The 13858-nt window shown below is 59.9% G+C and carries 14 protein-coding genes and 1 tRNA gene; 9 read left to right on the plus strand and 6 right to left on the minus strand.

What is annotated here, in order from left to right:
* Positions 1-16: 16 nt before the first annotated feature.
* Positions 17-88, plus strand: a tRNA-Glu gene (locus IH944_06645).
* Positions 89-200: 112 nt separating this feature from the next.
* On the opposite strand, the gene IH944_06650 is transcribed toward IH944_06645, so the two are convergent.
* A complete protein-coding gene (locus tag IH944_06650; GenBank protein MCH7904232.1) occupies positions 201-374 on the minus strand; it encodes a hypothetical protein in 174 nt (57 codons plus the stop codon).
* Between the two features lie 43 nt (positions 375-417).
* Here IH944_06650 and IH944_06655 point away from each other — a divergent pair, with 43 nt between their 5' ends.
* Together IH944_06655 and IH944_06660 are read left to right on the plus strand one after the other, a co-directional pair.
* Positions 418-1068, plus strand: coding sequence for a DUF3800 domain-containing protein (locus IH944_06655; GenBank protein MCH7904233.1), 651 nt, complete (start codon positions 418-420; stop codon positions 1066-1068).
* A 285-nt stretch (positions 1069-1353) separates the two neighbouring features.
* Positions 1354-1692, plus strand: coding sequence for a VOC family protein (locus IH944_06660; protein MCH7904234.1), 339 nt, complete (start codon positions 1354-1356; stop codon positions 1690-1692).
* Positions 1693-2066: 374 nt separating this feature from the next.
* On the opposite strand, the gene IH944_06665 is transcribed toward IH944_06660, so the two are convergent.
* Genes IH944_06665 through IH944_06675 form a run of 3 tightly spaced genes read right to left on the minus strand, consistent with a single transcriptional unit; the run spans position 2067 to position 4575 of the window.
* Positions 2067-3053: a ketoacyl-ACP synthase III gene (locus IH944_06665; GenBank protein MCH7904235.1), complete on the minus strand. Its 987-nt coding sequence runs from the start codon at positions 3051-3053 to the stop codon at positions 2067-2069.
* Entirely contained in the window at positions 3050-4045 is a 996-nt protein-coding gene (gene plsX, locus IH944_06670) for a phosphate acyltransferase PlsX (GenBank protein ID MCH7904236.1), read from the minus strand. The genes IH944_06665 and plsX overlap by 4 nt, the downstream gene beginning before the upstream one ends.
* The gene (locus IH944_06675) at positions 4042-4575 is read right to left on the minus strand and encodes a DUF177 domain-containing protein (protein ID MCH7904237.1); all 534 of its coding nucleotides are present in this window, start codon (positions 4573-4575) and stop codon (positions 4042-4044) included. Before IH944_06675 ends, plsX begins: the two co-directional genes overlap by 4 nt.
* Positions 4576-4913: 338 nt before the next feature.
* Here IH944_06675 and IH944_06680 point away from each other — a divergent pair, with 338 nt between their 5' ends.
* Genes IH944_06680 through IH944_06695 form a run of 4 tightly spaced genes read left to right on the plus strand, consistent with a single transcriptional unit; the run spans position 4914 to position 8634 of the window.
* Positions 4914-6221 (plus strand): hypothetical protein, encoded by a 1308-nt coding sequence (locus IH944_06680; protein MCH7904238.1) that lies wholly within the window; start codon positions 4914-4916, stop codon positions 6219-6221.
* On the plus strand, positions 6222-7712 hold the full coding sequence (locus tag IH944_06685; protein ID MCH7904239.1) for a proteasome accessory factor PafA2 family protein: 1491 nt from the start codon (positions 6222-6224) through the stop codon (positions 7710-7712).
* Positions 7709-7894 (plus strand): ubiquitin-like protein UBact, encoded by a 186-nt coding sequence (locus tag IH944_06690; GenBank protein MCH7904240.1) that lies wholly within the window; start codon positions 7709-7711, stop codon positions 7892-7894. Before IH944_06685 ends, IH944_06690 begins: the two co-directional genes overlap by 4 nt.
* Positions 7891-8634, plus strand: a complete 744-nt coding sequence (locus IH944_06695; GenBank protein ID MCH7904241.1) for a proteasome subunit alpha — start codon at positions 7891-7893, stop codon at positions 8632-8634. Before IH944_06690 ends, IH944_06695 begins: the two co-directional genes overlap by 4 nt.
* A 49-nt stretch (positions 8635-8683) precedes the next feature.
* Here IH944_06695 and IH944_06700 read toward each other — a convergent pair whose 3' ends face one another.
* Entirely contained in the window at positions 8684-9184 is a 501-nt protein-coding gene (locus IH944_06700) for a hypothetical protein (GenBank protein ID MCH7904242.1), read from the minus strand.
* A gap of 137 nt (positions 9185-9321) precedes the next feature.
* Here IH944_06700 and glyS point away from each other — a divergent pair, with 137 nt between their 5' ends.
* Positions 9322-11397, plus strand: a complete 2076-nt coding sequence (gene glyS, locus IH944_06705; GenBank protein MCH7904243.1) for a glycine--tRNA ligase subunit beta — start codon at positions 9322-9324, stop codon at positions 11395-11397.
* Here the strand turns inward: glyS and IH944_06710 are convergent.
* Entirely contained in the window at positions 11384-11953 is a 570-nt protein-coding gene (locus IH944_06710) for a riboflavin synthase (protein ID MCH7904244.1), read from the minus strand. The two genes, glyS and IH944_06710, sit on opposite strands and share 14 nt — an antisense overlap.
* 162 nt (positions 11954-12115) lie before the next feature.
* Between IH944_06710 and rpoN the strand changes: the two genes are divergently transcribed.
* Entirely contained in the window at positions 12116-13498 is a 1383-nt protein-coding gene (gene rpoN, locus IH944_06715) for an RNA polymerase factor sigma-54 (protein MCH7904245.1), read from the plus strand.
* Positions 13499-13858: the final 360 nt, after the last annotated feature.

The raw sequence follows: 13858 nt of genomic DNA on the forward strand, positions 1-13858 counted from the left end.
CCACTGTAATCTGATAGGCGAGTGCAGGTTTGCTAAAGCGCGACTCTCAATTGTGCCCAAGGCGGTTCGAATCCGCCGCTCGCCACCACCCCTATTTTGACGCATTATTGGCCCATATAAACCCTACAAGCTAAGAAACCATTTAAATTGCGAATTTGAACCGAATTCCGGCCCGCCCGGTTCGGCTTAGTACCTAGTACCTACCTGCCGGGCTCGGGATGCTTGGCCCGACCGTCCGGTTGGCCGTTTCCGTTAGGGATGTTCTTGCCGGGCTTGGCGACCTTCTTGCCCCTGATGGACTTCTTGGGCACCAAGAGAATCTGTTCGAGCAGCTTCTCGAACTGTTCGACCTCTAGCTTCTGGTCGGGCTCCATTGGTTCTATTCTACTTCACTCGGCTAGTACACTAGTGTAAGGCATGGCGGATGTACATATGTTCGGGGATGAGGCTGGCGACAATAAGTTCAAGGCCACCTGTTCCAACTACTACATGATCGGCACGGTCTGCATGACCGTGGGAACTCTAGCCCAAGACCTCTGGGAGCTTCGCCGAGACTTGACTGAGAGCGGCGACTTTACTGGCACCTTCTTTCATGCCTGCAATGACACGTGGCCGGTTCGTAATGCGGTCTTCCAGTTGATTGCCAGCCACCAGTTCAAGTTCGACGCCACGGTGATCGAGAAGCGTAAGACCGAGCCGCACCTGGTCAGGAACAAGCAACGGTTTTACAAACAGGCTTGGTTCTTTCACATGAGCAAGATTGGCAAGAATCGAGTCCGGGCCGGGCAGTCGTTGTTTCTCGTAGCTGCATCGCAGAAGAGTGACCACAACGACATGAGTCGAATCAAGAGAGATTTGGACGACATCTGTAACCAGACCCTTGCGGGGAGGACTTTTACGACTGCCTGCTGGCCCTCTGCTTCAGATCCATGGCTACAGGTGGCTGATTACTGTAGCTGGGCCGTACAACGAAAGTACGAGCGTGGCGACGACACTTGCATGAAGTTGATTTCGTCTCAGATCGACACCCTATATCATCCGTTCCATCATGGAGCCAAAAGATACTAGGGGTAGGTGGTGCCGCCGAGCCGGACTCTCACCGACAGACCCCAGCGGGGCAGCTATCAGCGACACCTCAATGCTGTCCTAATTATGACACAGTTTCGGGTGCGATTCACCCTAAACGGCCACCAACCAGGCACATCTACGAAGCCTTTGTGTCACAAGTATATAAACACGTATATTTACCCGGGCAAGTCGCGGGCGCTGCTGACGCTTGTTCCTGACTCTCGCTTGTCGCCGACACGTCCCGTGCAAGCACGCTGAAGGAGCCATGTTCGGTATAGTTGTTCGATGTCCATTAAGATCGGCCACATCGAGGTCTTCTGCAAGGACACCGCAGAGGCGAGAGACTGGTACGTTGATGTATTAGGCGCAAGACCCGTATCGGAGCAGGATGAGTACCAGTGGGTCGAAATCGGCGGCACAGAGATCCTCCTGCGCCCCGGCAAAGGTGTGCCAGGAGGCGGTTACAAGGACAGCGCGGTGGCGCTCGTCCTGTACGTGGAGGACGCCGCAGTCTTCAAAGAGCAGCTAGAGAACAACGGCGTCGAAGTCACCCACGGCGACAACGACGAGTGCCTGACGTTCCAAGACCCGGACGGTCATTGGATACAAGCGGTCCAACGCTGATTCTGCGAGGGACGACTTTCCATCTGCTCTTCAGAAGTCTCTAGTCCGCCAATCGTGTGCCACGGTCAGGCCCGATAGGGTTTGTCCGTGCGGTTGCGGAGTGCGGTCGATGTCAACAGCACGACCGAAATGGCGAGTCAATCGATAGCCAAGGTCGCCCAGGAGGACGACCCTCCATGGGTAAGACCGGAGTTTCGTCACTCGCGGCGCACGGCCTGCCCTTCGGGTCAGACCGTGGCACCCAATCCGAACCTCCCAAAAGTCGACCGCGTCGCTGTCGGCCGGTCGTCGTCCGCCTTCGGCGTCACCGCGAGGACAATCGGCGACAACTTGGCGACTACCTGGCGACCACCAGACGACGCCCCGCCGGATCTCTACCACCGGATCAAATTAGCGCCCCACACGAGTCCTGCGCCGAAGCCGACGGTCATCACGACCATGTTCTTCTCCAGCCGACCGTCGATCACCGCCTCATAAAGCCCGAGCGGGATCGATCCGCCGCTCGTGTTTCCGTACTTTTGAACGTTCAAGTACACCTTTTCTTCCGGCAGCCCGAGCCGCGATGCAGCAGACATGATGATCCGCAAGTTCGCTTGGTGAGGTACGAACAGATCGACGTCGCTGGCGGTCATGCCCGTCTTCTCGAGGACTTTGCCGCAAGCGTCGACCATCGCCTTGACGGCGAACTTGTACGTCTCTGGGCCGGCCATGTAGATGTACGGCTTCTTGCCGTGCGAGCTCGCCAGATCGTGCGGGTATCGGGAGCCGCCGCCCTCCACGTTGATGTAGACCAAGCCGGATCCATCGGAGTACATGACTGTGTCGATGAGTCCGCGGTCGGTGCCCTCTTCGCCCTTGAGCACGAACGCACCGGCGCCATCTCCGAACAGGATGCAGGTGGAGCGGTCCGTGTAGTCAACAAACTTCGTCAAGGCGTCGGCCCCGATCAAGAGCACGGTCTTGGCCCGGCCGGACTCAACCATTGACGCGCTGACGCTTAGCGAGTAAATGAAGCCAGCACAGGCCGCTCCGATGTCGAACGCCCCCGCGTTCTTCGCGCCAACAGCATCTTGGACGATGCTGGCTGTAGAAGGGAACTGCATATCGCCAGTGACCGTTGACACGACGACCGTATCGATATCGGCCGCACGAACCCCCGCACTGTCGAGGGCCTCCTTCGCTGCGGCGATCGCAAGGGTGCTCGTCGACTCTTCGGCTGTGCAGACTCGCCGCTCCTCGATGCCCGTTCGCTGGAGGATCCACTCGCTGTCGGTGTCCACCATTCGCTCAAAATCCGCGTTCGTCAGCACCTTGTCAGGTACGGAATGTCCACGGCCGTGGATCACCGCTCGAATGCTCATGCGTTTTTCAGTTTACTTTCGTGTGCGACGGCCTCACGAATGGTCGGTACAAGGTCGTTCTGGATCGCAACGGCAGCAAGTGCGACGGCGCTTGCGATCGCCCGCGCATTGCTGTGGCCGTGACAGATGATACACATGCCGTTGAGACCGAGGAGTGGCGACCCGCCGTATTCTGCGTAGTCGAGCAGCTTTTTCACGGGTCGCAATGCCAATTTGAGCGGAAGGGCGGCCAGCCTTGCAAATCCGCTTGAAACGGATCGCTTGATCTCATCCATGATGAATTGGCTGACGCCCTCGGCGGTTTTGAGTACGAGGTTCCCGGCAAACGCATCACAGACAACGACGTCGCAGGGGCTGCGGAACATTTCGGTGCCTTCGATGTTCCCTGCAAACCACGCATGGTCGCTGAGCAGTTCGTGTGCCCGCTTTGCGAACGCGTTGCCCTTGCCGGGCTCTTCGCCGATATTCAGCAGATGCACGCTAGGGTTCACCCTCTGCATCACCTTCTCTGCGTACGCGCGGCCCATGAGTGCGAACTCAAGCAGGTGAACGGGGTCGACGTCGGGCGACGCGCCAGCATCGAGCAGCAGGAACCGGCCGTGCTTGGTCGGCACATAGCTCGCGATCGCGGGACGATGAACCCCTTCGATCGGTCGCCAGGACACGAGCGAGCAGGCCGTCACAGCGCCAGTGTTGCCCGCCGAAACCATCGCGTCTGCCTGCCCGTCCTTGACAAGCTGACAAGCCACGGCGAGCGAGGAGTCCTTCTTCCTCCGCAGAGCCACGGTGGGCTTGTCGTGCATTTCGACGACCTCGCTGGCAGGATGGATGGAGACGTTGGTCGGCGCGCATCCGTCCAAGCACGCCTTAATTCTCGCTGGATCGCCGACCAGGATAATGTTGCCGTCGAGCTTTTCAGACGCGAGCAGCGCTCCGGCGACGACCACATCGGGAGCGTAGTCCCCGCCCATAGCGTCCAGCGCGATCCTCAAGCCCCGGGCTCCTGTGGATGAAGGAGCTTCCCTAGGTTCTGCATGCCGGGGTGCCCGGTGTCCGGCCGCGCACTCTCTGTCCGGAGCGCGTGCGGGCAGGCGCCGTCCCATCCGAACTTGCAAAGCGGCTGTCCTGGAAGGTTGATCAGAACTCCCTGTCTGACGTAGGCGTCGCAAATCAGCGAGTTGCCGTCGAAGATCGGGAAGTCTTCCTCTGGTTCGACTCTGGCGAAGTCGCCGGTCCCGTAACAGCTTGGCGTGCCCTCGACAACGATGTGATCCTCCATTTCAAAATCGAGGTCGGTTTCAAGGGGTGCCCCGCAGCGAGCACACTCCAAAACGCACCTGCTGCGAAATTCACCGCTCAGAATCAGAAGGTTGCCGGTGCACTCGACGTGCAAAGACCCGGTGACGGGCTCAAGCAAATCCAAGTCTTGCTCCTGGCCCAGGCTCGTGCTGACTTCGAAGGCGAGCTTGCAACCTGGGTGCTGAATAGCGCCGTTCAAGTCGATGAGCCCGTCGCGTTTCATCAGGCGGCGATTGTACCTGTGCGCGAAGCTGGCTCAAGGCCTTGAATCGACCGCCCTCACGGGCTCGCCCTGGCTCCAAATCCGCACCTCGGCGGGGGTGCTTCGCCGAATCTGCGAGTCGTCGAACCAGAATTGCCGGGCTGGGGACAGTACAGTCTGAGTACATCTTCGAACGAAACCAAGTAAGTACAGCGTCAAATGGTGTACTCTTGGTCGCGAATGCTCGACTTGTACGCTAAGTCGGGCCCTGTAGGCTTGTCCTCTAGGGCCAGAACCAGTATTATCTGGAGCGTCGCGTTCGGAGACATTTGAAGAGGTTATCAGCTTTGAGGAAGTGGTTGTTTGCTTTTGTTGCGGTGGTTGTCGTCATCGGCTGCGGTGGCGGTGGCGGTACGGGCGGTGGCGGTACGGGCGGCGGTACGGGCGGCGGCGGTGGTACGACCGGCGGGCCGACTGCGCCAACCGTAGTGCTAGATACGGATTCGACGGTTCAGTACCTGCTGTTGACCGGCGCTAACCGGCGTGCCGGTGGTATCGGGGACCAGTTCGTCGTCATGAGGAACATCAAGGTGCAAAACGATGTCTTCGACTTTGCGCCGACGTCGCAAGGGGGCGCCAGCGTTATCCAGGCGCGGTTGAACGGCTACAAGATCTTCTCATCGTTCTTCACCTATACCATCCAGGCGGGGGACAACTTCAAGACGTTCGTTGAGTATCCGATGGAGATCAGCGGCATGAAGGAGCAGACGGGGCCGGGCGAGGGGGACATCACCGATCTCTTTACGACCCCTGAGTTCATTACCCCTCCGTTTGCTCTGAACCTGGTCTTGCTCAGAGGGCGACAGCACACGATTCAGATCAACCTTGACGAGTCGATCGTCTTCTACGATCTGTTCACAACCCCCAAGTTCAACTTTGACCGAGCTGGCTTCGAGGACGAAAACTACGACCCGATCGACAACTCGATCAACTCGTTCTTGAGCGACTACATTTCGTTTGACATATCGAACATGGCAGCTGCAGACCGGCCAAATATGGTGAGCACGGCAGAGGCCGACAAGATTCTCATCTCCGGAGACGCGATCGCGATGGCCGCGGGTTTCGATACCGACGACTCTTTTGAGGTCTTGAACCCTGTGTTTCTAGACCAGGGTCGGTTTACGGCGCCAGACCCGGGTCCACCTCCGTTTCCGGGCACCTACTCAGTGTTCGAGGACGATCCCAGGGACCTCATTCCCCCGATCGCACAGCTGATTGCGCTGCAAGGCATTTGGAAAGATTACAGCGAAGTCTTGACCGACGTTGGCACCAACGTCGGCAACGAGGCCGTGATCGCTTTCCCGAATAGCCGCCAAGACACAGAGAGCATGACGGTTGTGTACTTCAAGCGCGACGTGTCCGGCAACATCATCGCGCTGTGGCAGGGCGTCATTCGACTCTCTGGCGCACAGACGAATACGATCATAGTTTCACCAATCGATGACCTGCCATCAGGGATCCTGGCTGGCGAAGCGAGGGGCACGTTATCCAACCTCGTCTTCCTCAACGGTGAAGTCATCCGTGGCGAGTTCACGTTTGTTAGCGGGCCGGGGCTGCCAGGATTCCCGTTCTCGCTCGCAGGAGAATTCGCAGTATTCATCAGGTAGATGCGGTCGATTCTGGCCGGACTTGACACCGAGTACGGCTTAGCGGTCGAAGGACGAGGCGCAGAGGACCAGATAGACGACGCAGAAGCGCTCATCCGGAGTTATCCGGATGAGCGCTTCTTAGGTTGGGACTACCGGTTTGAATCGCCGAGGAGAGACCTTCGCGGGTTCGACTTGGAGCGGCTGGCATCAGACCCCGTCGATGCCGCTTTCGATAAGGGGCGAGCGCCAACTGTCGATCAGCGGGCCGACCTCGTCCTTGTCAACGGGGCGAGGCTGTACAACGACCACGGCCACCCAGAGTACGCGACACCGGAGTGCTGGAGCCTGAGAGAGCTCGCCCTGCACGATATGGCGGGGGATCGCACGATGCTGCTTGCCGCGAGCGCCTTTGAGGTTCAGACAGGGCGTTCAGCGCGGCTATTCAAGAACAACACGGACTTTCACGGAGCGTCGTACGGCACCCATGAGAGCTACCTGGTGCCGAGGAGCGTTCCGGTAGAGCAGCTCATCCGCGGCCTCCTTCCGCTATTCGTCGCCAGGCAGGTGCTTTGTGGGGCTGGCAAGGTCGGCAGCGATAGCGGCAGCCGGTGTGAGTACCAAATGTCGCAGCGCGCTGACTTCTTCGTCGATTCCGTGAGCGCCGAGACTCTGTACAAACGACCGATTTTCAATACGAGAGACGAACCGCACGCCGATGTTCGGCAGTGGATGCGGTTGCACGTGATCTGCGGCGAATCGAACAGGATTCCTTCTGCCGTGACTCGCAAGGTCGGGCTTGTCAAGCTCGCGCTAGCTTCGATTGTCGAGGGGATTGCGCCGGAATGGGATCTCTCAAGTCCGGTTGAGAGCGTGCAGGCCGTCAGCCGCAGCTGCGACGAGGAGGGGCGGGTCGAGCTCGCGAGCGGCTGGACGACGCCGAGAGAGATCCTCGAGTCGTACTTCGCAGCGGCCGAGCCTTATATCGACTCGTGGTTTGCGGCAGATATTGCAAACGAACTGACGCAGGTCGTCTCGGACTGCAGAACCCTCTTAGCGGACCGGTTTGAACGGTCCGGCGAGTTCGCTCGCAAAGTTGACTGGGCAGCAAAGCTGCAACAGCTGCGGAGTTTCGCCGACGCAGAGGGCACTGGCTGGAAGGAGCCCGCCATGCAGAGCATCGACCTCGCATATCACGAATTGGGGGGTCAGGACGCGCTGTTTCCGGCGCTGGTCGAGGCGGATGTGGTCGAAGCCATGCCGGACGATGGGGAAGTGGAGGTCAGAATGCGCTCAACGTTCGAGTACAGCCGCGCGTTCGCACGGGGCCTGGCCGTGCGAGATTATCGCGAGGAACTCGCGGGAGTGAGCTGGGGCAACCTGAGGTTTCAACTCGGCGACGGTATAAGGGATGTGTCCCTAGACCCGTCGAAGAAGTACCCAGATGAGCTTCAGCGTTGCAAAAGCGTAGAAGAATTCATATCATTACTGGAGGACGTAAGCAGAACATGATTTTTGAAGTTGATCGATTGCGGCGATCCCGCGACGCTGGACCCGACAGAAAGTTCGGCGAGGACGACGGGCCGGGCAAACCTGACATCCGGAAACCGGGCGCGCCGAACGAGCTGCTCAAGCGAATGAGGAAGGTCGATCCCGACCAGGCCAAGAAGTACAGGCAGCGGTCAGGTCAATGAGGCTGTCTTCACCCCGGACCTTCGGTGAGCTCGTCGACTTCCAGCCGGCCCCGCTGCCGGCGGGCGCCGGAGAGACCCACGGGACAACGGTGCTCGCACTGATGTGTGCCGACGGTGTCGTGACCTTGGCAGACCGGCGGGCGACGATGGGAAGCCTCATCATGTTCGACAAGGCCGAGAAGATCGTGGCGCTGGATCGTTGGACGGTCGTTGCCATCAGCGGCGCGTACGCAAGGTCGATCGACGTCTGTCGCTACCTTCAGCACGCGTTCATGTACTACGAGCGTCGCAATTTGCAGGAGATTTCAGCCCAAGGCAAGCTGATGGAGATCTCGAAGGCGCTGTCGGAGAACCTTCAGCTTGCGTCAGACGGCTTCGGGGTTTTCTTACCTATCGCCGCCACCTACGACCGCAAGGCCGATCAGTTCGGGATCTACTTCTTCGATATGGCTGGCGCGAGGTTTGAGTCGGCTCAGTACGCATGTGCAGGGTCCGGCTCTGAGAGGATCAGAGGGATCTTCGAATACGCACTTCGAGATAAGGGCCCTTGGTCGGACCGCAGCCTTGATGACGTGCTCGAAGACGGGCTACGTATGCTTGACATCGCCGCAGATCTGGATTCAGCAACCGGCGGGGTCAGGAAGCACCTTCCCTCGGTCTGCGTGCTGACCGCCGACGGGGCGAGGGTGATGGACGAAAGCGAGATACGGCCGTTCGTTGATAGGGTGCTGCAAACGTAAGGAGGGCGAACCCTAGGTCGGATTCGCCCTCTGAGATTCGGGTCCGCGCCTAGTAGCGGTACCCGAGGTAAATGCCAGCGCTCGTGGCACGGACGCCGCCTTGGCCCTGATCGGAGTACACAAAGTTCGATTCGATAAAAATGTGTTCGCCTAGTTCGACTCCGAATCCCGAGCGCACCATAGCGAGGGAGTCGGTACCGAAGATGTCAATAATTGCCACGCCAGCTCCCAAGTGGAAGTAGGTGCGGTTCGCCGAAAAGTAGTCGCCGCCGATGTACCAGCGCAAGTTGAGAGCTAGAGGGAACATGTTGCCCTTCGCTCCACTCGCGCTCTTGCCGAGCCAGTCGAACGACAGGTACGTCTCGGTGTTGCCCAGCAGGCTCTTTTCAAAAAAGTAATCCCCGCCAAAACCGATCATGTTGCCGACTTGCGCCCGCGTGACGTCGTCGATAGGGTAGCCGAATCCGAGGCGAAACGCCACGTTGACAGGGTTGCCGATATCCTGTGCAGTGGCCATTCCGGCCAAGCCCAAAGAGGCGATCAAAAGCATTCGCTTAATCATGAGATACATCCGTAACGATTCTTTTACAAGGGCTCAATCCGGTTGTGCCCGCACCATTCTACTGATTATCGTCACCTGGGTCAAATCTGGGGCAACAAAATCCCAGCGGTACACTCGTTTGCGACATGCCTGAGATGCTGTTCGAACTTGGCACTGAGGAGCTTCCGGCCGTTGCCGTGAGACCAGCCTACGAGCAATTGGAGCGCGAAGTGCTCCACGGTCTTGGGTCTGCCGGGGTCGAATTCGGCGAGGTTGCCAGCATGGGAACGCCCAGGAGGCTCATTGTCCAGGTTCAAAACGTGTCTGCCATGCAGCCTGACAGGGTGGTCGAGCAGCGCGGTCCGTCCGTTAGCGCTGCGTTCGACGATTCAGGAACTCCGACCCGGGCGCTGGAGGGCTTCTGCAAGGGGCAAGGCGTGGCCGCAGACCAGGTTCAAGAAAGGGACGGCTACGTGTGGGTCACAAAAAACGTGCCGGGAAGGCCGACGATCGATATCCTACAGGAAGTGCTCCCGAGCGCTGTCCGCGCGCTGGCCTTCGCCAAGACGATGCGCTGGGCCGGCACGAAGATGCGGTTCGCCCGTCCGATCAGGTGGGTGCTGGCGGCGTTCGGAGGCGAGTGCGTGCAGTTCGACCTTGAGGGCGTGCGATCGGGACTGCTGAGCCGAGGTCACAGGTTCAACTCTACCGGCGAATTCGAGGCTTGCACGCTGGACGAACTGGTTGCGGGTCTGCGAGAGCGCGACGTCGAGCCCGACCCGGACGCCCGCGAAGAGGCGATTAGATCGGGCGCGAACGAGGTGTCCGGCGGGCGCGTCGAGCTGACGGACGACTTGGTGGAGGAGAACGTCTTCTTGACCGAAAGCCCGGTCGCGCTGAAGGGGGTCTTCCCAAAGGAGTATCTAGGGCTGCCAGAGCCGGTACTGGTGACCGCAATGGCCAAGCACGAGAGGTTTTTCCCAGTTCGCGACTCGAACGGCAAGCTGGCCAACGAGTTTGTGAGCATTCGAAACGGCGGCGATGAGAGCGTCGTGCGAAGCGGCAACCAGTGGGTGCTCAACGCGCGGTTCAACGACGCGAAGTTCTTCTTTGACGAAGACCTGAGGATGACGCTCGACCAGTTCTTGCAAGCGACCGCAAGGATGACGTTCGCCGATGGACTGGGCACAGTTCTAGATCGCTCATCGCGCTTAGAGAGCTTATGCGGGGCGATTGCGACCGCGACGGGCGCCGATGAGGGCGAGCGCGATCAGGCGATGACAGCTGGCAAGTACGCCAAGGCGGACCTATCAGCCGGGCTGGTGAGCGAGCTGCCGTCGTTGCAGGGCGTCATCGGTGGCGTATACGCCGAGCGGGAGGGCATGCCGGGGCCGGTTTGTGCGGCGATCGCCACACAGTACGACCTCGACGCAAATCCGCTGCCGGACAGCGCGGAAGCTCGAACTGGGATTCGGCTGACGATGGCCGACCAGATCGACAGGCTGGCAGGGTTCCTCGGGACTGATCGGTCGCCGACCGGCTCCCGCGACCCGTTCGCGCTGCGCAGGGCGGCCGCTCTGCTGACTGACGCGGCCCTCCGGTGGTCTCAGCCCTTCCACGGCTACATTAGCCTGTTCGATCACGCGGTGGGGCTGTACGAGGCCCAGGGCATCGCGCTGGATCGAGGCAAAGCGTTCTCGCACCTGGCAGAACTGTTCGAGAGCCGATACGAGGTCGCTTTCCCCGATGTGCGCAGCGATATCTTGAGCGCGGCGATGATGGATCGCTCACCCGACGACCTGTTCAGTCCGCGGCGCGTCGGTCTGAGGATCGAAGCGCTGCAACGGTTGACCCACGACGACGCGTTCGTGCAGACGGCTACGAGACCGATCAATATCGTGGCGGCGGCCGTCGAGTCCGGGGAAGACATTGCGGACGGGCTGCCCAAAGAAGCGGCGCTGGATTCAGCTGATGGCGCGGCGCTCCTTGCGCTGATTCAAGACGTGGCTGTCAAGGCCGGCAAGGCTGAAGAATCGGAAGCCGTGGAAGATCTGTGCGATGCGTTGCAGACGTTGGCAAATCCGATCAATGCGTTCTTCGAATCGACGATGGTCATGGCCGACGACGATGCTGTCCGCTTAGCTCGCCTGCAACTTTCGAAGGCCGTCGGCGACACGTTGAGGCTCGCTGGCGACTTCACCAAGGTCGTCATTGACGGGTAGCGAGGAGCCCCTCGACGTACTTCGCGAGCACGTCGAACTCGATGTTGACCGCATCGCCCGCCGTCAGTTGCCCCAGGGAAGTCTTCTCCTGCGTCAGCGGGATGACGGCAACGCTGAAGTCGCCCTTGTCCGGTTCGACGACTGTGAGGCTAACGCCGTCGATCGCCACGGAGCCCTTGTCGACCAGGTACTTCGCGAACTGATCGGGGATCTGGAAGCGCCACGAGCCGCCCGAACTTCGATCGACGAAACGACCCGTACAATCGATATGCCCCTGTACGTAATGTCCGCCGAGTCTGGCACCGACCTTCAACGCCCGTTCCAGATTGACCTGGGTTCCGGCCGGTAGCCCACCGAGCGTTGTCCGTCCGAGAGTCTCCTCGCTGACCTCGAACGCCAGGCTGTCATTTTGTGCCGCGAGCGTCAGGCAACAGCCGTTGATCGCGATGCTCTCGCCGACGCTGAGATGATCCCAAGAGTCGGGCCGAGCGACCGACAATCGCTCTCCGTCGAACTGCAACACCTCTTCAAGACTTTCGACGATCCCTGTAAACATGCCTGAGCCTTGAGTCTACGCGATACACGCCGGGGCCGGCCGAAGTGCCCGATGTTCGAACTCTGGTAAAGCCAACAGTGAGCTAGAACCAGGTTCAGTACCGATGATTCTGCTTAGTACCGCGAACCAAGGAAGAGTGAGCTCTTCAAGGTACAGGGCACGATGCAAAACGGGTTACGCGCTAGCACACGCACATCGCTGACGACTTCGACTCGCGTTGATCCGAAGGTCGTACTCGGCAGCAAGATCCTGCAGCTCAGTCAGGCCGAGCTGCAGCAGGCGATAGAGCGCGAACTTGCCGAAAACCCCGCGATGGACCGGATTGACGAGCCCGATGCGCCCATCTCTGATGAGGAAGTTCTCAGGGTCGTGGCACCGGACGAGTTGAAGAGGTCCTCGACGGACTATGAGGCTCGCCGATCCATGCCGGCCGACTCCGACCAGCGCCCTGACTGGGTCGATCTGACCGCCAGCTGCGACACTCTGTGGGATCACCTGCGCGCCCAGCTTGGCCGCGTCGTTGCCAAGGAGGACCGCGAGTTGATGCATTACTTCATCGGCTCGGTGAACGACCGCGGCTATCTGAATTGCACGGTCGAAGACGCGGCGCTCGACTGTAAGACGAGCCTTGAGTCAGCTGAGAACGTGCTCGAACTGCTTCAGCAGTGCGAGCCGGCTGGAATCGGAGCGACCAATCTTCGAGAGGCGTTGCTGCTCCAGCTGCGGCGTCCGGAGGGCGATGCCGAGCGGTTGGCGCGGTTTATGTTGAAGAACTGCTGGGATGAGCTTGTTGCTAGAAACGCGAAAGCGATCCAGCGGAAGCACAAGGTTGATCCGGAGCTGATCGAGCAAGCGTTCGAGGTGATCCTCTCCCTTCGACCGTTCCCGGGCGAGGGGTTTGCCGTTGGCGTTGCGCCTCCACACGAGCGCGTAGTCCCTGCGAATCCCGATGTCAGCTTCACTCTCGACGAGGCGGGCTGGATCATCGAAGTGCTGGGGCCGTCACCGCTCAGCCTGCGCGTCAGCAGAACGTATCTGCAACGTCAGCAAGAGCTGCAGAACACCGCCAACGCCCCAAAGGACGAGAAGCGACACGTCGATCAGTTCATCGGACGCGCTACGATGTTCAAGGAGGCGCTGGAGCAGCGCAGAAGGCTCATCGGGGACATGGCTAAGTACCTGGTCGACCACCAGGGCGGGTTCATCAGCACCGGCAACTACCAATTCATCAAACCGCTGACCCGGTCGAAGCTCGCCCGCGATCTCGGAGTGCACGAGAGCAGCATCAGCCGCGCGACGAACGGCAAGTTCTGCCAGCTTCCGAACGGTGAGATCATCCCGTTCGAGGTGTTCTTCAAGCCTGCGCTACGCGTCCAGAAGATGATCGAGGAGATTTTGAGCACAGAGAGCCCGGACGGCCCGCTGAGCGACGAGCGCATCCGCAAGATTTTAGCGGAGAAGGGTGTGAAGATAGCCCGCAGAACCGTGAACAAGTACCGCTCTCGCCTCAAGCTGCTCAGCTCCCGCCAGCGGCGGACTGCTTAGCGGCGTTCGGCTAGTGTGGGAGTGCGCTGGCTTGACAGCGCTTTGCATCCGCGCGGCATGACGCGCGCTTCGAGCCGATCGGGTTTGTTCTGCTCCCTGCTCCGCGCTGCTCGCACCTTCCCCTGGAGGGTCGTCCTCCTGGGCGACCTTAGCTTGCGACAGTATCGAACATCGGTCAGGAATACAAAGCTAGACGCTGTTTCTCGGCCCCCTCCTAACCTCCCCCGGCCACGAGGATCTGCGGCATGCGAAGACCGTTTGGCCCTGGGGAGGGATTCGGAGCGCGGACTCTTAGTCCGCATCCCGGCACTTGGACTCTCAGTCCATTTTCGAACGTGGCACACGGCTCCTCACGCCAAG

Source organism: Armatimonadota bacterium, from assembly GCA_022563855.1.
Taxonomy (GTDB): domain Bacteria; phylum Armatimonadota; class Fimbriimonadia; order Fimbriimonadales; family Fimbriimonadaceae; genus JADFMN01.

What these genes read in the sequence shown, in the direction of transcription:
- IH944_06665 (MCH7904235.1), bottom strand. Translation starts at nt 3,053, where the DNA reads ATGAGCATTCGAGCGGTGATCCACGGCCGTGGACATTCCGTACCTGAC.
- IH944_06700 (MCH7904242.1), bottom strand. Translation starts at nt 9,184, where the DNA reads ATGCTTTTGATCGCCTCTTTGGGCTTGGCCGGAATGGCCACTGCACAG.
- IH944_06690 (MCH7904240.1), top strand. Translation starts at nt 7,709, where the DNA reads ATGATTTTTGAAGTTGATCGATTGCGGCGATCCCGCGACGCTGGACCC.
- IH944_06695 (MCH7904241.1), top strand. Translation starts at nt 7,891, where the DNA reads ATGAGGCTGTCTTCACCCCGGACCTTCGGTGAGCTCGTCGACTTCCAG.
- rpoN (MCH7904245.1), top strand. Translation starts at nt 12,116, where the DNA reads ATGCAAAACGGGTTACGCGCTAGCACACGCACATCGCTGACGACTTCG.
- IH944_06675 (MCH7904237.1), bottom strand. Translation starts at nt 4,575, where the DNA reads ATGAAACGCGACGGGCTCATCGACTTGAACGGCGCTATTCAGCACCCA.
- IH944_06655 (MCH7904233.1), top strand. Translation starts at nt 418, where the DNA reads ATGGCGGATGTACATATGTTCGGGGATGAGGCTGGCGACAATAAGTTC.
- IH944_06660 (MCH7904234.1), top strand. Translation starts at nt 1,354, where the DNA reads ATGTCCATTAAGATCGGCCACATCGAGGTCTTCTGCAAGGACACCGCA.
- glyS (MCH7904243.1), top strand. Translation starts at nt 9,322, where the DNA reads ATGCCTGAGATGCTGTTCGAACTTGGCACTGAGGAGCTTCCGGCCGTT.
- IH944_06710 (MCH7904244.1), bottom strand. Translation starts at nt 11,953, where the DNA reads ATGTTTACAGGGATCGTCGAAAGTCTTGAAGAGGTGTTGCAGTTCGAC.
- IH944_06650 (MCH7904232.1), bottom strand. Translation starts at nt 374, where the DNA reads ATGGAGCCCGACCAGAAGCTAGAGGTCGAACAGTTCGAGAAGCTGCTC.
- IH944_06685 (MCH7904239.1), top strand. Translation starts at nt 6,222, where the DNA reads ATGCGGTCGATTCTGGCCGGACTTGACACCGAGTACGGCTTAGCGGTC.